The following is a 24,274-nucleotide window of genomic DNA, read 5'->3' as shown; positions in this document are numbered from 1 at the left end:
TCATTCTATTTCTTTCTACTATTCTACTAAAAACGTTCGTAAAAGTGTATGTAAAACAATGAACGTTCGTAAAGTGTTTTTAAACTTTAACGAACGTTAAAATAAGAGGATTTTATCGAAAATAGAACCGTTCGTAAAAGTGTACTTTTACGAACGGGATTTAAAATGATTATTTTGAGTAGAAAGAAGAGATTTTGCAGGAGTAGAATGATAGTTCGAAAAACATGTTGAGTAATTAAAATCAGTTTGAATATCAATAATGACAAATTGGTCTGGCGATTTTGAAACGCCCAATGTACGAAACTGGAACATTCTAATCATCCTCTACCTATATCACTTACAAACAGTAAATACCAACTATTAATAAACAATACAATGAACACATCGAGGTAGTTTAAAATTTGTTACAGAATTTCATTCTCCCCCCTCTTTGTTGTTGCCCGTTGAGTAGAAATAAAATTTAATACATGTCGTTTTCCAGGTGCTGCCTGAATAGCTCCTTTTACGGAAGCAGTTAGTGCTCCACTTGCATTTGCAAAAGTAAGTAATCGTTGATGATTTTCACTCACTCTTTCACATAGATTTTCATTAGATACTTCAAGTGACACTAGTTCGGATAAGAAACCTCCGATAAATGCATCACCTGCCCCAGTTGTATCCGAAACAATTACTTTAAATCCTTTGTCTTCATATTCCTCTCCATTTTTCAAATAAATATTTGCGCCATCGCTTCCTTTTGTATATACGACTACTTTCACGTTACCGACAAAAAGGGATTTAATCGCTTCTTTTTCCTTATTAATATTTGTTATAAAATATAATTCTTCATCGGATACTTTTACAATATCAGCTAGAGGCAAGAAGTTTAGTATCGTACGCCGACAGCTTTCTTCATCAGGCCATAAAGGAAGCCTGACATTAGGGTCAAAACTTACAATTCCACCTATTTTATTAAATCTGTCTATCACTTTTATATGAGTTTGTTTCATTGGACTTTCAACTAAATCCACTGAGCAAAAGTGAAGAAGATCTCCTTGATTAAACCACTCTGACTTCACCTCATCTGGTGAAAGTAATAAATCAGCTGTATTCTTTCGATAAAAATTAAAACTTCTTTCTCCGAAATTATCTACAGATACAAATGCTAATCCAGTTTCACCTTCATCGCTTCGAATTATATAGGAAGTGTCTACATCATTTCCTTGAAGCACGTCCATTAAATAATCACCAAAATTATCATTAGCTATCTTGGTTAGCATGACGGAATTCCCACCATATTTTGCAATTGCAATCGCAACGTTCATAGGAGCTCCACCGGCAACACGTTCAAAACCAGTAACCTCTTTTAAAGATTTTTCTTTTTGAATAGGAATAAAATCAATTAATGTCTCGCCAATACAAAAAACTTTTTTCAATGTATTCACCCCTAAACAAGGAACAAGTGGTCTAGACACTTGTTCCTTGTTATTTTATTTCCAGATGTCTTTTAGGTTCCAATAAGTTATTTCCTTGACTTGTACATCACCATTCTCAGTAAATAACTCAATACCTAATCTATCTTCATTCGGATAGATACGACTTGTCATGGTCGTTTGTCCATCATTCGCAAAGATTTCAATGGAAGATCGATCAATAAATACACGTAGGGAAAGCTCTTTATTTGTCTCAAGTATTGTGTTCCTAACACCATCTTCCACTTTTCCTGACTTGGAGCAATCAAGTGTTAGCTGTTGTTTATCTAAGTGATACGTTAATACTGTTTCTTCTTGGTTAACTCCACGAATCTTTAGACCTACAGATTGAGCACTACAATTAGTTAAGTCAAACACAGCTTTCACTTCAAGTAAATCATCTTTCGTTTCTACCAAATAGCTTTCAGAAATGGATTGATTTGTACACTCATTGTGTTCAGAATCACGTAATAAGGTTAATTCCTCAACAGGATTCATTAAAATCTTGTTATGATCCCCTAGCGTTATTTCACGTGGTAATGTTAAGGCTCCACACCATCCATCTGCTTTTGTTGGCATGTTTGACTCCCACATATCCATCCAACCAATTGCAATTCGACGACCTTTATCATCTAATAGTGTTTGAACTGCATAAAAGTCATGTCCATTATCTAGTTCAGTAAATGATCCATGAACAAACGCGTTTGTTTCATAATTATAATCTCCAACCAAATAACCTGTTTGGAATAGATTATTATATAAATCTCCATTTGATTTAATACCTTGAGGAGAGATCATTAGAATATATTTTCCATCTAATTCAAAGAAGTCTGGACATTCCCACATATATCCAAGTGAGCCATCACTTTGTGCAAGAACGCCAATGTATTCCCAATTCAGTAGATCAGGAGAACGGTATAAAATAACTCTTCCGACATTCTCCTTCGTTGAATTTCCTAAAACCATGTACCAGGCATCATTGTGCTTCCACACCTTTGGATCACGGAAGTGATGTGCACTATCTACTGGTGGTTTAGCAATAACCGGATTTTCTCCAACTTTCTCAAATGTTATGCCATCCGTACTGACCGCAATATTTTGATTTTGATAGAAGAGATCTTTTTCCTTATCTGTATAGTGATGTCCTGTATAGATTAGGGTTAGTTCACCATTATTATCAACGGCACTTCCTGAGAAACATCCATCTGTATCACATGCATCCCCAGGAGCTAAAGCAACAGGCAAATGCTCCCAATGAATGAGATCTTTACTTTTTACATGGCCCCAATGCATAGGCCCCCAATTTGCATCATATGGATGGAATTGATAAAATGCATGATATTCCCCCTTATATTGTGCGAAACCGTTCGGGTCATTAATCCAGTTAGCTGGAGCCATGATATGGTAACCTAATCGATAACGATTATTTATTTTTTTCTTTGCATTCTTCAGTGCCTCTTCAGCCTGTTTAATTCTATTAATTGTTAACATCCTAACATCCTCCTATATTATCTTTCGTAACCTTTCCACATTGCCATTTAAGCCTTTGCTTTTTTTAGAACCTTTTAAAGTAAAGATTGAAATAATGGTAAAACAAAAAACCATGATTCCCATGATGAGATAGGTATGACGAAATCCTACACTGTCATATAATCCACCTGCAATTGGTGAAAGAATAGATGCACCTACCTGAGAGGCAAATTGGAAACCAACTAGATAAAGCACAGAAGATAGACGGGTATCAAAATTCGCTGCTAAATATTTAAAAATAGCAATTAGCATAATAGGCAATTCTAGAGCATGAATTAATTTCATCGAAGAAATTCCGATTGGCCCAACAACTATTCCAGAACCGATGATTCGGAAGGCCATTAAAAATCCTGCTAAAATTAAACTATTCTTTACACCAAACTTATTTACGATAAACGGAGCAAGAAACATCATTCCAGCCTCTAAAAATACTTGGAACGAGTTTAGATATCCAAATACTTGATTGCCTAACGATTCAGTCGGAAATAAAGATGCGTAATAAAGAGGGAATTGCTGATCATAAACACTGTAGACGCATGTCACCCCAATAATGTACATCATGAAAAACCAGAAATCTTTTAATAAAAAAAGTTGTCCAACGTCTTTTAATTTAATAGAATCGGCTCTATTTATCTCTTGATCCGTCATTTCTATTTTCACAGACATAATAATGGCCACTAATATGATTGCTGAAACAGATGCAACCCAGAAATTGATATTTGGATTAATATTAAACAGCTGTCCTGCAAAAAATGTAGCTGCCGCCCACCCTAGAGAGCCCCACATTCTCGATTTTCCATACTCGAAATCATATTTACGGCTAATCTTCTCAATATATGATTCAATCGCTCCAATACCAGCTAGAAAAGCAACTGCTAAATAAATTCCTCCAACAATCGCGCCCCAAAAGACATTGTATTTTAATAATGGTCCATAGATGAAAATATAAAATGGTCCTACAAATACGATTAGCAAACTAATGAAAGATAATATTTTTTTCTTTAAACCTATTTTGTCAGATATATAACCATATAGTGGCTGCATACATAAGGCGAAGATAGCGTTTACAGAAAAGATAATACCTGTAGCTGACCCACTTAAATTTATTTCTTGTCCTAACCAAATGGAAAATAAAGAGTAACTAGAAGACCAAGTGAAAAAGAAAAAGAAAAAATACGCACTTAACATCCAATACAGATTTTTTGAAACTTTCAATTTAATTGCTCCTTTTACTAGACATGTGAAAAGAAATGAATAACTAGTTAACGATATGAAAAAGAAGAAATAGAAATATGAATTTAAGTCCATACATGGTTGTTAATGATGATACACTCTCTATTTAATGCCTGTACCTGAACCGCCAATCCCCTCTAAAATATAACGTTGAGCCACAATATAGATAATAATCAATGGAACGGTGGATATCGTCAGTACAGCCATGACTTGGTTAGTATAAACCGGATCTGTACTATTAATTGCTGTAATCGCTACTTGGATCGGAAATTTCGACTTGTCTGTCAAGACCATCAGAGGCCAGATATAATCATTCCAACTTCCGATGAAAGCCAATGTCCCAACAGTGGCAACGGCTGGTTTAGACATCGGTAGCATGACCCGCCAGAATACTTGCCATGTATTTGCCCCATCCAATTTAGCCGATTCAATAATCTCTGTTGGAATAGCCATAAAAAAGTTTCGGAACAAATAGATATTGAATGCCCCTGCCAACGCTGGCAAAATAACCGCAAGACGTGTATCCACTAATCCAATGCTATGAATAATGGTAAATTGAGAGATTAAGATGGTTTCAAATGGCACGATCAAAATAGCCAATAAAAGACCAAACAGCACTTTTTTTCCACTAAAATTAAGTTTAGCAAATGCATAGCCCGCCATCCCATTGATAATTATGGAACCAACTGCTACACACAAACCATAAAACAAACTGTTGCCGATATAACCTAGTAAATGAAATCGTAACAGAACTTGCTTGTAGGATACAAACCAGTCTGATGGATGAAATGATGGCAGGAAAGCCTTAATGTTACTCATATCGTTATAAATTTCCGCTTCTGGTTTCATCGAGGATGCGACCATCCAAAACAGCGGAAAAATAAATAGCACTGCGAGCAAAACCAGGCAAATGTATTCTAAAATCGTTAGAGGCCCGAATTTCCGTCTCATCAGTCTTCATCCTCCTTCACCAGTTTACGTTGCGTAATCGTAACCAATCCGATAATCGTTCCAAACAAGAGAGCAATTGAACTGGCATAACCAACCATGCGGTCCGTAAAACCAGTTTGATAAATATAATAGACAACCGTCATGGTGGAATTCACTGGTCCGCCTTGCGTCATAACCATTGGTTGAACCAACAGCTTGAATGCGCCAATTAATGTGGTAATAAATATAAAAATTGAAGTTGGTTTCAACAAAGGTAACGTAATGTAAATAAATCGTTGCCATTTATTCATTCCGTCTAACTGTGCCGCCTCATAGACATCACCAGGGATATTCTGCAGTCCTGCTAGAAAAATCAGCATCTGAAAGCCGGCTCCTTGCCAAGCCGAAACCACAACAATTGTAAATATCGCCTGCTTAGGACTTGTCAAAAACGGTTGCGCTGAAATGCCGAAGTATGTGAGTACATTGTTAATAATCCCTTCATTTGGATTCAACAAATACAACCATAGAACAGAGATAACGACAAGTGACATGACAACTGGACTAAAGTAAGCTACTTTAAAAAACGTGTTTGCTTTACGTTGTTTATTTAACAGGAGGGCCAGCCCAAGAGCTGCCCCTATCTGTAACGGAATAACCCAAACTACAAATTCCAGTGTGTTCACCAAGCTTTTCAGAAAAATTGGGTCCTGGAATAGATTAATGAAATTGTCCAATCCGACAAATGTGCGCATATCGGGTGTTAATAAATAATAATCCGTAAACGCATAATAGACTGACATAATAGATGGAATAACAAGGAACATCGATAAAAGTAACAACGCCGGCCCCAAAAATGTATATGCAACTACATTTTCTTTCCACCGAATTTTATTCTTGATTCTTCCCTCTGGTCTCAGAAATGTATAGACATTCCTATTTTCTTTCCATCCAATTTTACTCATAGTTCCTCCTTCTAATTGGCCTTATCTATAGCTGATTGCATTTCTTTCGCATGTGTATCCAATACTTTTTGGATATCTTTATTTTGATCATAGAAGCTGATGTCATCGATTGTTTGTTGGAAAGCACGCGTGACTTGCGGATAAGCCGGTGTAACGGGACGTGCGTGTCCTGTTTCTTTCAATTGTTTCAGGAAGACATTCATTTGATCTGAGAACTCTTTTGCCATCACTTTTTCAGAAGAGTATCGGACTGGCAGTGCTGCAATCGTACGGCTCAGTTCCACATTCGAATCTTTGTTTGTCATCCAGTCAACTAATTTTGCAGCCCATTCTTTATTTTCGGACGTTTGTGTCATCGCAAATTGCCAACTACCTGAAGGAGAAACTAGTTTCTTTGTCTTTGGTGATACTGGATATGGCATAACGCCATAATCTACCTTTTGGTAGTTTGTTTTCATATCAGTTACTGTCCATACTCCACTAAACTTCATTGAATATTTTTCCGTTTCAAACGCTTGTTTGACTGGCGTTCGTGTCGTATAACCTTCTTTCAACATTGTTTGAATAAAAGTCATTGCTTCAACAGTAGTTTTTTTATTGAAGACACCTTCTGCTTTCTTTCCATCTTTCGAGATGATATCCCCATCAGCTGACCAGACAAACGGAGTTAGCGCATACGTCAACATTTCGTCTTTCGACTGTAATTGCATATCAATAGCTGGTTTGTCGTATTTATCTTTCAACGTTTTACAAAGAGCAAGGAATTGGTCCCATGTCCATGGATTATCAACTGTTGGCAGCGTATTCAAATCTACGCCCGCCTCTTGTAACATTCTTTTATTGTAGTAAATCCCAACTGATGATTCACTAACACCAATTGCATACAGCTTGTCTTTATAAGTTCCTTGTTGCTTAATACTTGGCAGCAAATCCTCTTGATCTTTTATATACTCATCCAATGGTGCAATGACACCAGATTTCGCGTAAGCAGCTGTATTTGGTCCGTCCAAAGTAATAACATCCGGCAAAGTGCTGGTTGTAAGGGCCGCGTTTACTTTGTCTTCATAACCACCGCCATTTCCGCTACGTGGAATAAATTCAATTTTAGCTTTGATATTGTCAGAAGAATACTTCTTATTGAAGGCTTCTACCCGTTTTTTATACACTTTTCCTTCTTCATTCTCATCAGATATATGTACCCACATCGTAATCGTCTTTTTACCATCACTATTTACGCTTTCGCTTTTGCTGCAGCCCACCGCAGCAAACATCAGTAATAAAGATATACTTACTAGTAGCCATTTCTTCATACCTTTCACTTCCCCCTCATATGTCTTTCGTCTTAAAAAAAAACTTATAAAAGCGCTTTCAATTGTAGTTTATGTCAACCGGTTACATATGTCAACCGATTGACAGTTATTTTTTTGAAAAATCAGACATTATCTTTCATGTAATTTGTCTCTAACTCTTGCACATATTAGTACTTTTCTCTAAAATAAGTGCGTGATCCGACTAATCTGAAATTATTTTATTATAGGGTTTTCCTAGTAGGTGACAGATTATGATATGCTATTAAACAGTTTATTAATGGATTTTTCATTTTTATCACCTTCGCTCTTTATACAATATTGATGCCAATGTTTAATATCTCTGTGAACCAACTGAAAAAATCTCAGTATCCAATCAATGGACCAAAACATGAAAACTTTATTCAAATGAGTAGTTAAAAAAGTTAAATAAAATGGATGTTTCTTAATAAGGTAGGAGGACATGAAATGAAGCCTAACATTCACGATGTGGCAAAAATAGCAGGTGTTTCATCAACAACAGTTTCCCGTGTATTAAATAACCGCGGTTACATAAGTGAAAAAACAAAAGAAAAAGTTTATAAAGCGATGGAAGAGATTAATTATTTTCCAAACGATTTAGCCCGTTCTCTATTCAATAAACGAACTAATATAATAGGACTAATTATCCCAAATTCAAGTAACCCATTTTTCGGTGAACTTACCTTTCATATTGAAAGCATCTGTGCTTCATTAGGCTATAAATTGTTACTTTGTAACAGTTTAAACCGTATAGATAAAGAAGAAAAATATTTAGAAATGCTCATACGTAATCAGGTAGATGGAGTAGTCGTTGTGACATATAACCGAGGTATACTAAATTATGAGAAGCAGAATCTTTCTGTCGTAGCAATTGACCACTACTTATCGAAAAACATCCCTGTTGTTGGCTCTGACAATTATAGCGGAGGAAAAAAAGCTACAGAATTATTAATAATGAAAGGTTGTCAGTTTATTGTTCATATAAATGGACCAATTGAGCTGCAAACACCAGCAAACTTAAGAAGAAAAGCGTATGAGGATGTTATGAAGGAACATAGTAGACTTCCAATTACATATGAAGTTTCACCTCGTCAAAGTCATCAAGAAGTAATCTCTAAGCTTTTTGATGAACATCCAGAAGTAGATGGGATCTTTGCAAGTGATGATTTAATCGCGGCATCTGTTATAGCTGAATCTAAAAAACGCGGAAAAGATATACCAACGCAATTAAAAGTTGTCGGTTATGATGGAACAGAAGCCGTTCAAGTTTTACTGCCAGAATTGACAACCATACAACAACCAATTGATTTAATTGCCAAGACAGCAATTGATATTTTATTAAAACAAATTGAAGGTGAATTTAACAATTTTCCGTTTGAGACATATCTGCCTGTTAAACTTTTAGAAGGTGGAACGACTTAATTTATTGTATTTGTATGATGGTTTTTGGAGGTGTCAAAACCGGCTTTGGTGCAAATACAAAGACGAATAGAAAAAAATTGTAGATTCACTCTAAATAGCTAGTTATAAAAAAGAAACTGTATTACTTGAAGGGAGTCAGTTCACGTATTTTGTCTGAAAAAGTGTACTTTTTCGAATGGGATAGACAGATCAAATTAATATTTTAACCCGTTAACGTTTTGAGTCTATTCTTAGCCTCGCCCTTTTTATATAGGAGTGTAGTTAGTATAGTTTCATGAACACATTTTAGTTAAGTCCTTACAATGATTTTTGAGAGGATGTGTCCGTCTTGTATAGGTAAAAAATATAATAATGAGTTCAAGTAGACTATAGTAGATCTTTATCACTCGGGTAATTCAGTTAAGAATTAAGCGGCTAATATGGCGGTTAAAGAATTTACTCCTATCGTTTTGGGGAAGAGTCCATGACTCCAAAGAAATGGAAAGCGGAAAATAAAATTGCTCCAACAGGCAAAGGCCGAGGGGCTAGGAAAAAACTATGAATAAAGAGGAAAAGAAAAATAGAGGATGGGCAGCATTATTATTAAGTTAATTTTGAATGTAATGGCTTTTGTGTTAACCACATTTTCAGGTTAAAACGGTAGAGCAAACAAGGCTGCACCAGATTTTTTTCGTTTCGGGCAGCCTTGTTTGTTTATTCCCGACAGCCGGTAGTCGTCTGCCCGGCTTGTATAATAACAACACTGTTTGCAATAGGGTCTCAACGCTTCAATATGTGACATGATAAGTTCTAGTAGATATGTGAGTAGGTGAGATTGGCACACAAACATCACTATCATGTTCTCTCACTAAATTATAGAAGATAAAGCGTATTTCCTTCAGGGCCGAGCGGCAAATGTCCATCTGCAAGCAATTCTACAATAAATGAAAATGGGTTTTCTTCACCGGCAAGTTCGGCTGTACAAGCAAGAACGCTTATATACATGGCATGTCCAACGAGGAACTTGATTGCTTTTTCATCCCTAAATACGTTGAATGCTTGTTTATATGCTCCATGAAAAACGGCCTCCGGCACTTTGTCCACGATATCGGCAAGCAGTTTTTCATTTCCAGCGGCATCGATCTTTTCCTTAAGTTGATCCGGTAATTCTTTCAGAACTTCCCAAAGTGTACTGCTTTCAAACGAAAGTTGGCTGACTGTTTCTAAAACCTGCGCTGCCGAAAGCCACTTTATTTTATATTCACTGACGCCAATTGCACTCATAAACTGCTCTACTTTTTTCTCTGCTTCATTACACTTTACCCCTGCCTGTGAATACCAGTCTATGGATGTAAGTCGCTCAATCATTTCATTGGCAGACCGTGCGTCTGTACCATACTTTTCTTCATTGATTATTCCGGCTAAAGCCATTTTAGTCCGCTCCTTTCATATCTTCCGTTTTATCAGCCTACTGGGATTTCCCTGCCGACCAATGTCTGTTAATATTTTGTTGTCAGTTCTGGAGGACCAAATTTCGGTCCATATGGGCCTTCATCGAGCCAGCGTCCCAGTCTTGGAACTATGGATACGAGGGATGCTGCAAGTTCACGCTTTAGGTTCATTTCAGGGGCATCCCCTTGAAGGTGATGCAATGCAGTGGTTGACCCGTCTCGGTTCCACTTTGCGGCAATCCGTCTTTCAGTCGCTGCTGCATCAATTGCTTCTTTTCGCTCCGCTTCAGAATTAGATTGAAGCGCTTTCTCAATCCCCCTTACAGAAATAATTGCATCCGGTATTCCGGAGTTCAATCCACGGGCACCAAAATGACCTACTCATATACAATTGGTCATCACTTTCATTAACTTCTTGCTAATTTTTAATTCCCTTAATACCCACACACACATCGTTTCTTTGCTTTAATTACTTTTCTAAAGTCCTTGGTTGCTATTACATTTTTTGAACCACTTTTCCGGAATCTTTTATCATCATCAATTTCACTATTTCATTCACCATTCTTCATGCTCCAACATATAATACCTCAAAGGAAAACCGGGGGTATCAACATGCAAGACAATCAACATGGATCGCAAATGAATGAGGTTGAAAAGTTTGATGAATGGGTAAAAAGTTTTTTTCTGGATCCGGAAACTTGTGCGTTGGATCATCAACTTTTTTCAATTGATATATACGAAAGTGACGATGAGTATATGGTGGAAGCGGTTTTGGAAAATCATGATGTGAAAGATATAAAAGTTTGCCTATGTGATAATGAGCTATCGATCATCGTTTACGATACTGATAAGCCAATTCTTGAAAAAAAAGAAGATATACTGCCCACACAGAGAAAGATCCCTTTCCCCTTTTCGATTTGCTCTCGAAGAATTACCGCTGAATTCTCGAATCCGATATTGGTGATTCGCATCCATAAGTTTTCCCCCGGAAAAACAGCTGAAGATATTAACATTGAGTAGTTCATTCATAAAAATAAAAAGAATGGCCTAGGGAACCACTTCTCCCTTAGCCATTCTTTTTTCTTGATTATCCAGCAAAATAAAAGGACGTTCGACTTCCATTTTGTGTCGAAATGACTTGCAGCTGTGCATCAATTCTTTCTTTCAATTCCGGCACATGGGAAATTATTCCGACCAATCTCCCGGTGCTTTGTATATCCATTAATGCTTCAATCGCATGATCAAGAGATTCAGGGTCGAGCGTACCGAAACCTTCATCGATGAACATCGTTTCAAGTGAAATACCGCCAGCGTTCTGCTGGACAACATCCGCAAGACCCAAAGCAAGTGCAAGGGATGCCTTAAAGCTCTCGCCTCCCGAAAGGGTTTTGACATGTCTCTCATGTCCTGTATATTGGTCATACACAGATAATTCCAGACCGCTCTGGATATTCCTGCGTGTAGGATCAAGCTTTCGCAACAGCTGATATCTGCCGCTTGTCATTTTCAGCAGCCTTGAATTGGCTTCTTTTAAGATATCATCTAAAAAGGCTGCCAGTACATATCGTTCAAACGTTATTTTGAAGGAATTTTGACCTTTGGAAATCTCTGACAGATGACCGACTATACTGTACCTTTCATCTAAACTTTTCTGATTTTCCCTGATTTGCGCCAATTTCCTTTCGATTTCTTCGTTATTCCGAATTTCAGCCTGTAATTCATTCTGATTTTGGCGTAACGACTCCAATTCTCCATCTATGAAATCGAAAGTCTTTTTCAATCCTTCAAGATCTGGTTTGGCCACATCTTTTAATTTCATTTCCAAATCATGAAACAGACTTAAAATACTTTGCCAATTTTGATTATACTGTTGTACTTGGTCCTCCAAATTTCCAAGAGCCGCTTCCGATTTTTTTGCTGCCGTATATTCTTTATAATTGGAAAAGCCTTGATTGGTCATATCCGTAATTAACTTTTCCCGCTCCTCTTTCAATTCTGCATTTAAGGCCTCTATATTTCCACTTAGGGATTCTTTTTTTGCAATGATGGCCGATTCTCTTTCCTTCACCAGTTGGAGGTTTTTTTGTGCATCATCAAATGCCGATTGTAAGCGTTTCTGTGTATTTACAGCCATTTGATAAGCTTCATTATATTCTTCCTCAGTCCGTATTCCGTCTGGCAGGGAATCGGTTAATCCAGTTAGTTTTGTAGAGTTTTCAATATACCTCGTTTTCCCTTGGTCCTCTTTTCTCTCTAAAGAGATCATATTATCCTTAAGCTGGGATGCTTTCTCTTTTAAATCCTGCAACCTTTTTTCCAGATCATTGAGTACAGACTTTTTCCGCATCAATTCTTTTAGCTGCTCTTGAAGCACTTTTCCTTTTTGTACAAACTGTAGCAAATGCCCATCAATATTTTCACACCTAAACTCCGGCATGCCATTTTGTATGTCACTAAGCTTTTCTTGTGAAGACTCTGCTAGTGCATCATATTTGGATTTCGCTTGATAATATTCACTTTCCGCTTGGCTTTTTTGTTGTTCTGCAGTTTTCAGCTTGTTTTCTTGATCTTTCAGTTCCAAATCCGTCGGCATATGCTCATGCAATTGCGCTGGTTTTGGATGACTTTGCGAACCGCACACAGGACAATTTTCTCCAGAATGCAGCATGGAAGCAAGCATACCCGCTTGGCCAGTTCTCCAGTTTCGATTCAGGGTTTCAAGTTTTTCCTTCTCCTGAATTTGTATTCTTTGTAACTCTTGGAACCAATTATTCTTTTCATCCAGAACTCGTTTCGTATTCTGGATTTCATAAAGAACTTCTTGAAGCTTTTTAATCTTAGATAACGATTGATTATTTCTTTCTGCTTCAATTTCCTGATCACGATAAAGAACAGCCGCTTTTTCCGCTTCTGTTTTTTCTTGAGCGACTTTCTCTGTTTCCGCTTCAATCGACAGATGTTCCGAAACAGTTTTTTCACGAAGTCGTTTGCTAGTTTCCCACTCTTTTTCATCTAAAGTAACCTGTGCTTTTAAGCTTGCAAAAGTCATGACAGCCTCTTTTACCTGCTCAAGCTGATGAACAGTTCGGACTGCCTGCTCTCTTTGATTATCCTTCGACTTTTCCTTATCATAGGAATCCTGCTTCTCAATGCGCTCAATCCGTAACTTCTCGGACTGCTCACTTAACTTTTGAAGTTCGGTATTCGCATCTTGTACTTGTTTGCCAATTCGCAAATAGTATTGTTCCTGCTTTTCAAGCGAAGCCGCTTTGTGTGCCATTTTTATTTGGACTTTCACTAATTCCATTTCTGGCAGCTTTGCTTCAAGGGCCTCCTTTTCATTCCGCAGTTTTTCTTTTTCCGAAAATCGATTTAATAAATCGACAGCTTTTGAAAGTTCTTGATTTACTTGATCACGAGCTTTCTGCTTTTCCTGTATTTGTTTATTTATATACTCACTTTTTTCTGCCGCTTGCAAAATGACTTCCTGTAACAGCGGTAAGACCTGTTGTTCACTAGGCTCTTCCCCTTGTATTTGTACCTGTAATTCTTCATTATTGCCAGGCTGGATGCCTTTCATTAATTCAATTCGCCGCTGAGCACTTTTTTCACTTTCCTTTTTTAGGATGGAAGCCTCTTCTTTTAATTTTTCTTCTATTCGTTTATAAAGTTCAGTATGAAATAATTTCTGGAGAATCTGTTCTTTATCCTTGCTGTCGGAAGTTAACAGTTTTCGAAATTCATTCTGTGGAATCATCAGGATTTGCCGGAATTGATTAGCGTCAAGTCCAATGAGTACTTTGATTTTTTCTTCAACTTCCCGTACATTTGCTCCCAGCAATTTTTTTCCTTCGGCCAATATCTCATATAATTCAGCCTTTGCTCCAACAGTTGTTGTTCCTTCACCTGCTTTTTTCTTGCGTTCCTGCTGCGGGGACCGGGTCACCAAATACGTTTTTCCACGCAGTGTAAATTGCAACGAGACTTCCGTCCATATATCATCTTCGGCAAACTGACTTCGTAAATCTTGCCCGCTTCGATCTTCACCACTGGCTTTTCCATATATCGCAAAACTAATACCATCAAATATCGTTGTTTTCCCTGCGCCTGTCTTTCCAGAAATGACAAACATCGTCCGTTCTCCAAGGGAATTAAAGTCAATGGTTTCCCTTCCTGCATATGGTCCGAATGCCTGCATCGTTAATATATCCGGTCTCATTTCAAAGCCTCCTCTTTCTTAACAGCCTCAATTACCGAAACCATCAAATCCTGCTTTTGAGAATCAAAGTCCCGATCTGTCATTTCTTGATAAAACGTTTCAAACAAGTCCAATTCTGATTTCCGTTCATCTTTTACAGAGGAGAAAGATTTTTTTCTTCTAAGGTCGGTCAAATCCCATTTACGCTCTAGATGTAGTACGTTCGGATAAATCTGGCGCAAGCGGTTAATAGGATCAATGAGTGCCCCCTCATCATTTAGTGTTATTTTCAAATAGTCATCCCTTTTTTGCGATTGATAGAATGCCGGATCGAGTAACTCTTCCATAACTCCAGATATCTCCCTCATATCGAACTTGGGTGCCAAAGAACGATAGCGTATATGAAAGCTTCCATCTTCTTGCATATCGACGATGGAAAGCGACTTATTTTGCTTGGCCTCGGAAAAAGAATATTTTAATAGTGATCCAGAGTAAAACACCTTAGGATGACGTATTGCGTCTGGACTATGTAAATGCCCAAGTGCCGTATAATCGAACGCATCGAATAAGTCGGATGAAACACAGCCGGAGCCACCTACAGACAAGACCCTTTCCGAATCGCTCGTTTTTCCGCCTAATACAAAAGCATGTCCTACGAAGACATTCGGCTCATCCTTATTGAAATTCTCGGCAATCGTTCCGGTAATCCGCTTCATCGCTTCTTGATGGGAATGGATACTATCATCTTCAAAAAGATGGCGGACCGTCCCAGGTTCTGCATATGGAACACAATAAAAGTTCACGCCTTTGATACGGACCGGCTCACATGTTTTTGTCAATTTCCCATGAATGTATAACTGACTATGACGATACCATGATGAACCGAATGCGAGTCTTTCCGCAGAATCATGGTTTCCCGATATCGCAACGATGGAAGTATTCATTTTCACATTAATCGTATAAAGGATTTCATCAAGAAGCTCCACTGCTTCAGTCGGCGGAACGGAACGATCATATAGATCACCGGCAATCACGACCGCATCCGGTTTTTCCTCTTCGACAATTTCTATGAATTGCAAGAGTGCATGCCTTTGGTCATCTGTCATATGCACCCCGTGAACGATTTTCCCTAAATGCCAATCAGCCGTATGGATAAATTTCATAGTTTCACTCCGTCCTAATTTTTACTTACTATTATTATATCAAAAATTTTACGAATAGCATGGTTTGGGTACAAACGTTCTAATTTTTACCACACTGCCCCATTCTTTTGAAAGATTCAGAATAAAAAAAGCAAACTCCAAAAGAGTCTGCTTTTTTCATCATTAGCTGAATAAGTGTTCATATGGAACCATATTCACCTTTCTTTCAGCTAATTTTTTTTGTAAAAATTTATGGTCACGTTTTGGTGTGGCAATGATATAGCCGCGTATCACTAAATCTTCCGTAATATCGCCCGCTTTTTCCTTTAACGCCAACTCTCCGATTTTCCCTGCGATTTTATGACGTGCAACATCACGAAAAAGTTCTGGCACAGGGCTCACTAAATCTTCCAGTAATTCCTTTTGCTGCTTTGACCATAAGTGCTTTGTTTGTTCCAAATAGTATTCTTCCCAATCCATATCGGATTTCCCATCTTCTTTCGGAAATCTTTTCAGGAACTTCCGAAACATGAAAAAGCCACCTATGCTCATCAATATAATTAAAAGGGCTACCCAAAATAGAATAAACCATAAAAACCATCCACTAAGCAAAGTACCACCTCATATGTATAGAATGATCGTCACTATTATTATAGACAGTAACCCATATCTTTACAAGACTGGCAATGTAATCATTCCTGACCGTTCACTTCCAGCAAGACAAGTGAAAATTCCCCCACCGCATTTTCTTCATATAAATTCGTGACCGAAGTTGCGTAGTTAAAGATCTCTGCTCGAAACTCCTCGTTTGACTGTGGAATCTTTACGTCAAATACCATTTGATAAAGCAGTGTTGTAATATCATGATATTCACTATGTGTAACCCTGAAATTGAAACTGACTTTTCTGATTCCCTTTCCTTCAGAATCCTTTACAGTTTCAGAAAGAAAGTCAGTGACACGCAGTGGAACATCGTTTAAAACGACCTTGTCTACCATTAACAACATCTCCTTAATAAATTGGTTAAAGACATGTTATCACTATAAACTTTCAGCTTCCAATTATTTAACCTCGAAAAAATAAAAAAACGTGCACAAGTTACCTTGGCACGTTTCTTTAAATCAATTTCCCTTTTTAACGATTATACGCCATTTAGCGTCATCGATTTGCTCAAACTCCGTAATTTCATGACCTTCGGTAGCAGCCCAACGCGGAATGCTCTCCGTTGCTTGTGTGCAATCGAAATTAATGATCAATTCCTCTCCTATTGCCATGTCCACTATCGCTTCTTTTGCTTCCACTAAAGGGAATGGACATACCATTCCAGTCGTTTCCAATACTTTTGCCATTTATATCCCACTCCTTGAATTAAAAATTTTTGACTCGTATCTTATGCCGCTTTGGATGCAGCCGCTGTCAGCTTTTGCTTACGGATAATCGTGAAATAAGTTGCTACCCATGTACCCAGCAGGAAAAAGACAATCGCGATCCAACCCTGCCAAGCAAATAGCGCCGAGTTCACCAAACCATTTCCGATAGTGCATCCCCCGGCAACACTTGCACCGAATCCCATGATTACACCGCCAATTGCATTGTTACGTAACGTTTTCATATCAGGCAAACGCCAACGGAATTCCCCGCTTCCTTTGGCAGCAATGAAAGCGCCGAGGAAAATACCCAATACTAAAAACGTACCCCAGTCGATTAACGCATCATCTCCTGTTATAAGGAAAGTTAGAATGTTCGCGGAAGGCGCTGTAATTCCAAGTCCGAACATCCTGCCTGTCATTGCGCTTAGCGGCCATGCCATGATTGCAATAAGGCCGACCAATAATGCTGTAACAAAGGGATGCCACCGTTTCTCGAATAAGATGTGGGCCAATCCCGTTTTTTTCGGTTTCATTTTAAAGATTGGAAGTTTCGGTTTTCTCAATTCACGAATCACCAATAGGCCAACCAAAAGTGTCACAATAATAACAAGCACCCATGGCGAAACATTTAATGTTTCATGAATATACGTATCACTTGTACGATAAGATAACAGATTATCTCCAGCCACTTTCCATACACCATATTTCGTCATTGCTGCCCCTAGCATATAACCAAAAAGAGCAACCCAACTTCCGATCATACCCTCTCCGGCACGATACCATGTTCCAGTGGCGCAACCTCCTGCCAGAACCATACCAATGCCAAAAATAAAGCCACCCACGATTGTTCCCAACCATGGAAAACCATCATTTCCAAACTGAATGACCCCTGTATCATTCAATGCATAAACACCAATACTTTGTATTGCTATTACAATAAATGTAGCTAAGAACATCCGTCCATCTTTAGCTAAAATCAAATCACGATATGCACCAACAACACAGAAACGGCCTCTTTGAAGCACAAATCCCAGCAGTAAACCACAAATAATTCCGAACATAATCATTTGTAACATGAACCGTTTCCTCCTTAAGTAAAATATTATAATACCAATATAATATAATCCGGATAAAATTACTAGGTTTTCGTATGAACTTTTTTACCCTCATGAAAAGTTTCCAAGCAACGAAAAACCTGAGTCATTTATCGACTCAGGTTTATTGATTGTTCCTTTGATTAAATCCTACAGTACATGTATTACACCATGCTACTTCTGCCGAAACTGGCTTCTTTAACTTTCTTATATTGATAAAGCATGGCAATTCTCCACGGAACGATCATCGCAAAAGCAAGTAAGAAGAACATCCCACTCAACACACCGATTTCAATCGTGCTTCCCAGCATCAGTTTTGCCACCAGTCGAATCACCATGAGACCAATCAATATGAATATGAATGCTTTAGAGCGCAGAATATAAATTTTTTCATCTCTAACTTCAAATTTAGATGTTTTTATCAATAAGATGGAAAATAACATCCCTGCAACAAGAGCCTCCAACAATTCGTATCGAGTCACCCGGAACATCGGGAAAATGAACATCAAAGCACCTGTACTCATAAACAGCGGCGGTAAAATGATTTTCTTTTCATTCACTGGTTTTTGCGTTTCCTTCATCCGTAACATGAAAACACCTATAGCCATCACAATCGCTATACCTGTTGATATATATATCATCTCTTAACCATCCCTTTAAACTAAAAATAGGTAAGTACCATTAAAATTATATATGACTTCAATTTATAAACAAAGTATATATTACCTATTTGAGATAAACAAGGAGAGTGTTATTAATCAAGCGCCGTTTTTATGTTATCCAATACCATGCCCTCGTCAGAATGCTTGACTTTAAAATCTTGCGCCCCAGCTTCTCTAGCCTCGACAACCATTTTTTGCTGACCCATGGCAGAGCACATTAGCCTGAAATTCCTTCTTAAATTCTTTAACGGCATCCAGCACGCACAAGATTGGCACAGGAATATCCATCATTACAATGTCAGGATTCCAATTTCGATATCATTCAATGGCTTCTCGTCCATTCCCGCCCTCACTGACCACTACATGTCCTGCTTTAGGTAAAATATTTGAAATTGTCATTTATCATTTAAATAGAAAGAAAAAATTAAAAAATCACATCATAAAACCTAATTAAGGACAATTCATTTTGAATTTTATTGAAAAAATAGCTTATTATGGACTAAAATCCGGTAAAGCCACCGAATAGTCTAGACAGGACTGCGATTATTTTGGTCATCCAATCAAAAAACAAAATCACACCCATTACAATCATTAAATATCCGCCAATCTTCATGATGTATTGGCTGTACTTTTTGATCCATGTCAATTTTCCGACAAAGAAGGATAATATGAAAAATGGTATGGCAAATCCCAAAATATAGGCAGTCATATAGCTCATGGACGCACTAGGATTAGTTGCACCCAGTGAAATGACAGCACCTAATAGCGGACCAGCACAAGGGGTCCATCCAGCCGCAAAGGCAAGTCCGATAAGAATGGAACCTATATATCCGCTAGGTCGGTTCTTAAATTCAAAACGACTGTCTTTCATCAAAGATTTCGGCTGAAAGATTCCTACAATGAATAAACCAAAAATGATAATCAGGATGGCTCCAATCTGACGAATTAATTCTTTATAATTCGCGAAAAAAGAACCTAGGTATGATGTGCTAAACCCTATTGCAATAAAAACAAGAGAAAACCCAAGAAGGAAGAATAAAGTATGCAGCATGCTTCTTCTTTGGAGCATGGCGTTCTCGGATTTGATTTCACCAACACTCATACCAGTGATATAAGATAAAAAGGCCGGATATAGCGGTAAGCAGCATGGCGAAATAAAACTTAGAAATCCCGCCCCAAAAGCTAAAAAAATATTAATATCATCCAAATAAGCTCACTCCTATGTATGTCAACCTATAAACATTGTAACAAATAAGATAAAAAAATACATTTATGGAACTTTGAATATTTCATGACAACCAATTACTTATAACTGGATGGGGCACGGATTAAGTTAACTTATTTGAATTCATTAGTCCAAGCCGATATAATTGTTATATTCATACATATTTTACAACGAACACATAAATTAAGGGTACCTTGAAAAAATGTTGGGGCCAGAAAGGAAATATAATGGCTAAAAAGAATGAATTTCTCGAACAGATTGAATTAAAGAGAAATGAACTTATCAAGATTGTCGCTAAAGATGGTTTAAACTCGCATGTTGCCGTTGAATATAGCCAGCAACTCGATCAATTATTAAATAAATATAATGAACTTTTTTATAAAACCGGTACAGGTTTTTAACTCAGTTCATCTCCCATAGATAACCACATATGTTATTATATGAATTATTTTGCTGTCAAACTCCCCTTTTTGCATTCATTCTCATTTGAATACTTAGGCATGACCTTTGCTATATTAAAACAGGCAAGCGCTATGTGCGCTGCCTGTTTTTTCATTTAAAATAATGCATATGACATGTTCCAATATCAACATCGGATGTAGGTGCATATTTTGTCACAACAAGAACAATAGGAGATCCAGCTAAGATGGAAGAATTGGGCGGAACAGAGATAACAAGACTTCCTACCCCAGTGGCACCCGGTGTGTACGTTGTTAATTCCTCCATTTTCAGCACCCCACTAATAAACACCTCTTATGAACTGTTTTCGGTACTTAATGCAGGCAGAATAGTCGCAGGATCACCAGTATCTGAGAAAAAGCTTACTGGATCAATAGAAAGCGTGGTTGGGCCAGTCGATGCGGCAGTCACCTCATAAAATATTCGGGTGACCAGAATCAGGTAATCCCGGATTCATCAAGGGTATCCTATATAAAGGTATTCATAATGGCATTTTAATCACGAGTAAAAGTGTGAAATTCACGAGTAAAAGTACGAAATTCACGAGTAAAAGTACGAAATTCACAAGTAAATCAGCGAATTTCACGAGTAAGATAGATGTAGCAGGAGGTCATTCGTTTGAAGACCCTAATTGTGACTGTTACACCCAAAATAAATATTCATGATGATGTCTACCTACAGAACGATAAAGAAATGTGTTACGGTTTCTGAAGGCAGTACCATCTCAAAAAGCAAAACTTCCTCCCATCCAGATTTTCATGCAGTACGCTGTAATTGTAGTAGCTGACAGTGAACATTCCTCCTCTTTTTCTGAATCGGGCTCATCTCCCTTTAGTACAGAACCTCGTTCCTTTTTCTCCACGGCAATCATTCAAATTAAAATGAGAAAATTATATTTGACAAATCGCTCAATAAATATTATCTTTAATTAAAGATAAATTAATTCGAGATAACACCCTTACTTTTTTTAATATAAATCTCGAATTAAAAATATCTAAATTAAAAATAAATTCCAGGAGGAATCATAAATGATTGGTATAGGTTTATTAGTTATACGTGTGGTAATCGGTTTATCGTTTGTTGGACATGGAGCTCAAAAATTATTTGGATGGTTTGGCGGACATGGCTTGAAAGGTACAGGAGGCTGGTTTGATTCGATTGGCATGAAGCCAGGAGTTACCATGGCCCTATTTGCAGGTCTATCAGAGCTTATTGGCGGAGCTTTATTTGCTTTAGGTCTCCTTACACCCTTTGCAGGTATATTAATTGCACTTACAATGATCGTTGCGATCGTTAAAGTCCATGGAGAAAATGGCTACTGGGCAACTCAAAATGGTTATGAATATAATCTTGCCATTTTTGCAGTGGCGATTGGCGTTGCGTTAACCGGAGCTGGCCCATACTCACTTGATTCTTTTCTGTTTTAAGGAAAGTTTCGGTTTTATAATCCCTACATTATGAAAAACACGGAGTTGGATAAAACCACTCCGTGTTTTTTCTTTTTCCTTAGAAAGAACCAGGACATATTTTCTCCAGATTCTAATCTTTGGTACGAATGTATAAGGATCAGACTCCCATCAAGTGATTTTCGATTTAAATTCCCCTTAAAATCAACTACATATACTATTTTCCCTAGGTACTAGTCTACAGTTCATATCAATTATTATCAGAGTCTTCTCTTACAGTTTTTTGTCTTCTATTCATTAAAGGACATGGCAGTGTTTGGAGTAGCTGCTGGTTCTGTGAAAGCATTTATTCTTAAGAAAAGAAGCAGCAAGAATTTTTACTGAAACAGTTAATAGCCGATTAATAGCATGGGGAGCACCTGCTCTTACTGTTAGTGCTGTTTATGCAATAAACTATGCTATTGTATATTTTGAAATTGGAACTAGGGTAGCTATATACCACGGAATCGATTATAAACCTAAAAATGAAAGGATAAACTTTTAATTGTTTAAAATTATTAAATTTTATCATTTAGAAATAATAAACTTCGTTTTAGATTAGTATATTTTTTTATTAGATTCTATGTAGTGTTTTCCGGATGGCAGTACACATTATTTTTTTAAATATACTTCTACTTTGGTTACCATTTTGTTTTTAATCTGCTCTCTATAATACGACAGAAAAAGACAAAAAAATAATCTAACATATAAAGACCTCGTCGTATAGATGAACTGTGCCCCAATTTACGGACAATATAAAAAAAGTGCCTAAGAAGCAAATAAGTGGTCCCGGTATTGTCATTTTCTCAAAGCCCCCTTTGGCTCTTTTGGGCGTGGAGGCTTTCCTAGTTAGTCCTCTAAAGCTGTGATTCTGGAAGAGTGGTTTCCTCCTTCCTTTTCCAAGCATTCCGTAAAGAAAGCCCCTTTCCTCGCCAAAATTTCCGATTGTATCTGACCTTAAGACTTAATTGCTGGTAATGAAAATTCCTAAGTCTTTCCCCTTTGTCATTTTCCGAAAAAGCTTGGAAATAGAATACTCAGTTATTCATTCTTTTCAAGGATTGAATTTGAAAATACTCCACTCATCTAAATGATCCTTCCATAAACATAAAAACCCCGGACAAGGAACACTTTTATATGTGTGTCCGTTGTCCGGGGTTATTTTTTCCAAGTATATTCATTCCATAATGGTTTTGAACACCATTATGCATTTTTTATTTCACTAATATATGACGTCTATTTATTCAATCCCTGGAAACCATCCTGGAGAGTGGATGATCGCTTGCCATAATGGGTCTGGAATATCAAGTTGCTGCTGATTATCCTTGTTTATTTTTGTCACGATTTCTGCTTCCCTGCCTTGTTCCACTTTTTGTACCCATTCAGGATCGATTATGATTTCACGGCCTAATGCGATTAACGGAACCCCCGATTGCAGTGCTTTGATCGCATCATCCGCTGTATAGATGGAACCAACACCAATGACAGGTACTTGATCTCCGATACGTTCTTTTATAATTTCCATCCGAGGTCTGTCAACCTCGGCTCCCCTTCTTGCTTTCGACCAGAAATCCATTAATGATACATGAAGATAATCAAGATCTTTTGTTACAAGCCCATCAATTAATGCAAGTGTATCATCCATGGTGATTCCTGGTGTTTCAGGCTCCTCCGGTGAAAAACGATATCCTACGATGAACGGATCCTTTGCATGTTCAGCAACAGCCTTTTTCACTTCATCCACAACCGCTAATGGAAAAGTCAGACGCTTTTCAAGGGAACCGCCCCACTTGTCTTCACGCCGGTTTGAATGAGGCGAAAAGAATTGCTGAAGTAAGTAACCATTTGCACCGTGAATCTCGACACCGTCAAATCCCGCTTCAATGGCCCGTCGTGTGGTTTCACCAAAGTCGAGAATGATCGATTCTATTTCCTTTTCAGCTAGTGGACGCGGAACTACTTTCCCTTCGCCTTCCGATGGGATATTGCTTGCACTGACTACATCGCCATTTACTAATTCCGGTGGAACCTCACGTCCGCCATGAAAAATCTGAAGAATTGCCTTTGCACCTTTTTCTTTAATCGCTGATGCCAAACGACTTAAACTAGGTATCAATTCATCCTGATCTCCGCCAAATTCCCCATGAAAACCTTTGCCATTAGCCGTCACGTAAGTACATGCCGTTATAACCATGCCGACCCCACTTGACCTACGTTCATAATAGTTAACTTCGGCGTCGGTTACAGTCCCGTCAGGATTAGAAGAGAAATTTGTCATAGGCGCCATCACCAATCGATTTTTCACTTCTAATTTCTTTCCTATATTGAACGATTCAAATAATGGTGTATATTTAGAATTCATTTAGTAATCCTCCATTTGCTTCCCCACC

At 37.7% G+C, this 24,274-nt stretch carries 21 protein-coding genes and 2 pseudogenes; 4 read left to right on the top strand and 19 right to left on the bottom strand.

What is annotated here, in order from left to right; genetic code table 11:
- Positions 1-404: 404 nt before the first annotated feature.
- The 6 genes from AC3ISB_RS10380 to AC3ISB_RS10355 form a co-directional block, all read right to left on the bottom strand.
- Complete coding sequence (locus AC3ISB_RS10380) at positions 405-1,415, bottom strand: carbohydrate kinase family protein (protein WP_141995074.1); 1,011 nt, start codon at positions 1,413-1,415, stop codon at positions 405-407.
- Positions 1,416-1,469: 54 nt separating this feature from the next.
- A complete protein-coding gene (locus AC3ISB_RS10375; protein ID WP_141995088.1) occupies positions 1,470-2,933 on the bottom strand; it encodes a glycoside hydrolase family 32 protein in 1,464 nt (487 codons plus the stop codon).
- A 21-nt stretch (positions 2,934-2,954) separates the two neighbouring features.
- Positions 2,955-4,196: an MFS transporter gene (locus tag AC3ISB_RS10370; protein ID WP_480338833.1), complete on the bottom strand. Its 1,242-nt coding sequence runs from the start codon at positions 4,194-4,196 to the stop codon at positions 2,955-2,957.
- 120 nt (positions 4,197-4,316) lie between these two features.
- Positions 4,317-5,165, bottom strand: coding sequence for a carbohydrate ABC transporter permease (locus tag AC3ISB_RS10365; protein WP_141995072.1), 849 nt, complete (start codon positions 5,163-5,165; stop codon positions 4,317-4,319).
- Positions 5,165-6,109, bottom strand: a complete 945-nt coding sequence (locus AC3ISB_RS10360; RefSeq protein ID WP_141995071.1) for a carbohydrate ABC transporter permease — start codon at positions 6,107-6,109, stop codon at positions 5,165-5,167. Before AC3ISB_RS10360 ends, AC3ISB_RS10365 begins: the two co-directional genes overlap by 1 nt.
- An 11-nt stretch (positions 6,110-6,120) precedes the next feature.
- Positions 6,121-7,419, bottom strand: a complete 1,299-nt coding sequence (locus tag AC3ISB_RS10355) for an ABC transporter substrate-binding protein (RefSeq protein WP_141995070.1) — start codon at positions 7,417-7,419, stop codon at positions 6,121-6,123.
- Positions 7,420-7,884: 465 nt separating this feature from the next.
- On the opposite strand from AC3ISB_RS10355, the gene AC3ISB_RS10350 reads away from it, so the two are divergent.
- Positions 7,885-8,859 carry a LacI family DNA-binding transcriptional regulator gene (locus AC3ISB_RS10350; RefSeq protein ID WP_489276319.1) on the top strand — a complete coding sequence of 325 codons (975 nt, stop codon included), beginning with the start codon at positions 7,885-7,887 and terminating at the stop codon, positions 8,857-8,859.
- 852 nt (positions 8,860-9,711) lie between these two features.
- Here the strand turns inward: AC3ISB_RS10350 and AC3ISB_RS10345 are convergent.
- Positions 9,712-10,269, bottom strand: coding sequence for a hypothetical protein (locus tag AC3ISB_RS10345; RefSeq protein WP_141995068.1), 558 nt, complete (start codon positions 10,267-10,269; stop codon positions 9,712-9,714).
- A 68-nt stretch (positions 10,270-10,337) separates the two neighbouring features.
- A pseudogene (locus AC3ISB_RS10340) lies at positions 10,338-10,661 on the bottom strand (monooxygenase); the annotation flags it as partial.
- A gap of 240 nt (positions 10,662-10,901) precedes the next feature.
- Here AC3ISB_RS10340 and AC3ISB_RS10335 point away from each other — a divergent pair.
- Entirely contained in the window at positions 10,902-11,309 is a 408-nt protein-coding gene (locus AC3ISB_RS10335; protein ID WP_489276317.1) for an Hsp20/alpha crystallin family protein, read from the top strand.
- A gap of 67 nt (positions 11,310-11,376) precedes the next feature.
- Here AC3ISB_RS10335 and AC3ISB_RS10330 read toward each other — a convergent pair whose 3' ends face one another.
- From AC3ISB_RS10330 to AC3ISB_RS10290, 9 genes and pseudogenes are all read right to left on the bottom strand, one after another.
- On the bottom strand, positions 11,377-14,508 hold the full coding sequence (locus AC3ISB_RS10330; RefSeq protein ID WP_489276315.1) for an SbcC/MukB-like Walker B domain-containing protein: 3,132 nt from the start codon (positions 14,506-14,508) through the stop codon (positions 11,377-11,379).
- Positions 14,505-15,650, bottom strand: coding sequence for an exonuclease SbcCD subunit D (locus AC3ISB_RS10325; RefSeq protein WP_489276313.1), 1,146 nt, complete (start codon positions 15,648-15,650; stop codon positions 14,505-14,507). Before AC3ISB_RS10325 ends, AC3ISB_RS10330 begins: the two co-directional genes overlap by 4 nt.
- 162 nt (positions 15,651-15,812) lie before the next feature.
- Positions 15,813-16,241, bottom strand: a complete 429-nt coding sequence (locus AC3ISB_RS10320) for a DUF2621 domain-containing protein (protein WP_048685984.1) — start codon at positions 16,239-16,241, stop codon at positions 15,813-15,815.
- An 80-nt stretch (positions 16,242-16,321) separates the two neighbouring features.
- On the bottom strand, positions 16,322-16,627 hold the full coding sequence (locus AC3ISB_RS10315; protein WP_141995064.1) for a DUF3219 family protein: 306 nt from the start codon (positions 16,625-16,627) through the stop codon (positions 16,322-16,324).
- A 123-nt stretch (positions 16,628-16,750) separates the two neighbouring features.
- The gene (locus AC3ISB_RS10310; protein ID WP_100532532.1) at positions 16,751-16,978 is read right to left on the bottom strand and encodes a sulfurtransferase TusA family protein; all 228 of its coding nucleotides are present in this window, start codon (positions 16,976-16,978) and stop codon (positions 16,751-16,753) included.
- 41 nt (positions 16,979-17,019) lie between these two features.
- Entirely contained in the window at positions 17,020-18,075 is a 1,056-nt protein-coding gene (locus AC3ISB_RS10305; RefSeq protein ID WP_452451762.1) for a YeeE/YedE thiosulfate transporter family protein, read from the bottom strand.
- 182 nt (positions 18,076-18,257) lie between these two features.
- Positions 18,258-18,734: a CcdC family protein gene (locus AC3ISB_RS10300; protein WP_480338824.1), complete on the bottom strand. Its 477-nt coding sequence runs from the start codon at positions 18,732-18,734 to the stop codon at positions 18,258-18,260.
- A 113-nt stretch (positions 18,735-18,847) separates the two neighbouring features.
- Positions 18,848-19,154: pseudogene (locus AC3ISB_RS10295) on the bottom strand (response regulator).
- A gap of 100 nt (positions 19,155-19,254) precedes the next feature.
- Positions 19,255-19,962 carry a cytochrome c biogenesis protein CcdA gene (locus tag AC3ISB_RS10290; RefSeq protein WP_377393081.1) on the bottom strand — a complete coding sequence of 236 codons (708 nt, stop codon included), beginning with the start codon at positions 19,960-19,962 and terminating at the stop codon, positions 19,255-19,257.
- A 245-nt stretch (positions 19,963-20,207) separates the two neighbouring features.
- Between AC3ISB_RS10290 and AC3ISB_RS10285 the strand changes: the two genes are divergently transcribed.
- Positions 20,208-20,381: an aspartyl-phosphate phosphatase Spo0E family protein gene (locus AC3ISB_RS10285; protein ID WP_076368851.1), complete on the top strand. Its 174-nt coding sequence runs from the start codon at positions 20,208-20,210 to the stop codon at positions 20,379-20,381.
- A gap of 151 nt (positions 20,382-20,532) precedes the next feature.
- Here the strand turns inward: AC3ISB_RS10285 and AC3ISB_RS10280 are convergent, their stop codons facing one another.
- Positions 20,533-20,730, bottom strand: a complete 198-nt coding sequence (locus tag AC3ISB_RS10280) for a DUF4183 domain-containing protein (RefSeq protein WP_480338823.1) — start codon at positions 20,728-20,730, stop codon at positions 20,533-20,535.
- A 737-nt stretch (positions 20,731-21,467) separates the two neighbouring features.
- On the opposite strand from AC3ISB_RS10280, the gene AC3ISB_RS10275 reads away from it, so the two are divergent.
- Entirely contained in the window at positions 21,468-21,866 is a 399-nt protein-coding gene (locus AC3ISB_RS10275; RefSeq protein WP_480338822.1) for a DoxX family protein, read from the top strand.
- A 1,258-nt stretch (positions 21,867-23,124) separates the two neighbouring features.
- Here AC3ISB_RS10275 and AC3ISB_RS10270 read toward each other — a convergent pair.
- Entirely contained in the window at positions 23,125-24,246 is a 1,122-nt protein-coding gene (locus AC3ISB_RS10270; protein WP_489276308.1) for an NADH-dependent flavin oxidoreductase, read from the bottom strand.
- Positions 24,247-24,274: the final 28 nt, after the last annotated feature.

Source organism: Peribacillus sp. GL_122 (assembly GCF_057835005.1).
Note: the sequence above shows the minus strand (reverse complement) of the source record. Positions and strands in the feature narration are given on the sequence as shown.

Bases quoted from the DNA above. Each gene is read 5' to 3' on its own strand.
- AC3ISB_RS10345 (WP_141995068.1), bottom strand. From the start codon at position 10,269: ATGGCTTTAGCCGGAATAATCAATGAAGAAAAGTATGGTACAGACGCA.
- AC3ISB_RS10285 (WP_076368851.1), top strand. From the start codon at position 20,208: ATGGCTAAAAAGAATGAATTTCTCGAACAGATTGAATTAAAGAGAAAT.
- AC3ISB_RS10310 (WP_100532532.1), bottom strand. From the start codon at position 16,978: ATGGCAAAAGTATTGGAAACGACTGGAATGGTATGTCCATTCCCTTTA.
- AC3ISB_RS10355 (WP_141995070.1), bottom strand. From the start codon at position 7,419: ATGAAGAAATGGCTACTAGTAAGTATATCTTTATTACTGATGTTTGCT.
- AC3ISB_RS10335 (WP_489276317.1), top strand. From the start codon at position 10,902: ATGCAAGACAATCAACATGGATCGCAAATGAATGAGGTTGAAAAGTTT.
- AC3ISB_RS10330 (WP_489276315.1), bottom strand. From the start codon at position 14,508: ATGAGACCGGATATATTAACGATGCAGGCATTCGGACCATATGCAGGA.
- AC3ISB_RS10305 (WP_452451762.1), bottom strand. From the start codon at position 18,075: ATGTTACAAATGATTATGTTCGGAATTATTTGTGGTTTACTGCTGGGA.
- AC3ISB_RS10300 (WP_480338824.1), bottom strand. From the start codon at position 18,734: ATGATATATATATCAACAGGTATAGCGATTGTGATGGCTATAGGTGTT.
- AC3ISB_RS10360 (WP_141995071.1), bottom strand. From the start codon at position 6,109: ATGAGTAAAATTGGATGGAAAGAAAATAGGAATGTCTATACATTTCTG.
- AC3ISB_RS10315 (WP_141995064.1), bottom strand. From the start codon at position 16,627: ATGGTAGACAAGGTCGTTTTAAACGATGTTCCACTGCGTGTCACTGAC.
- AC3ISB_RS10325 (WP_489276313.1), bottom strand. From the start codon at position 15,650: ATGAAATTTATCCATACGGCTGATTGGCATTTAGGGAAAATCGTTCAC.
- AC3ISB_RS10365 (WP_141995072.1), bottom strand. From the start codon at position 5,165: ATGAGACGGAAATTCGGGCCTCTAACGATTTTAGAATACATTTGCCTG.
- AC3ISB_RS10350 (WP_489276319.1), top strand. From the start codon at position 7,885: ATGAAGCCTAACATTCACGATGTGGCAAAAATAGCAGGTGTTTCATCA.
- AC3ISB_RS10270 (WP_489276308.1), bottom strand. From the start codon at position 24,246: ATGAATTCTAAATATACACCATTATTTGAATCGTTCAATATAGGAAAG.
- AC3ISB_RS10275 (WP_480338822.1), top strand. From the start codon at position 21,468: ATGATTGGTATAGGTTTATTAGTTATACGTGTGGTAATCGGTTTATCG.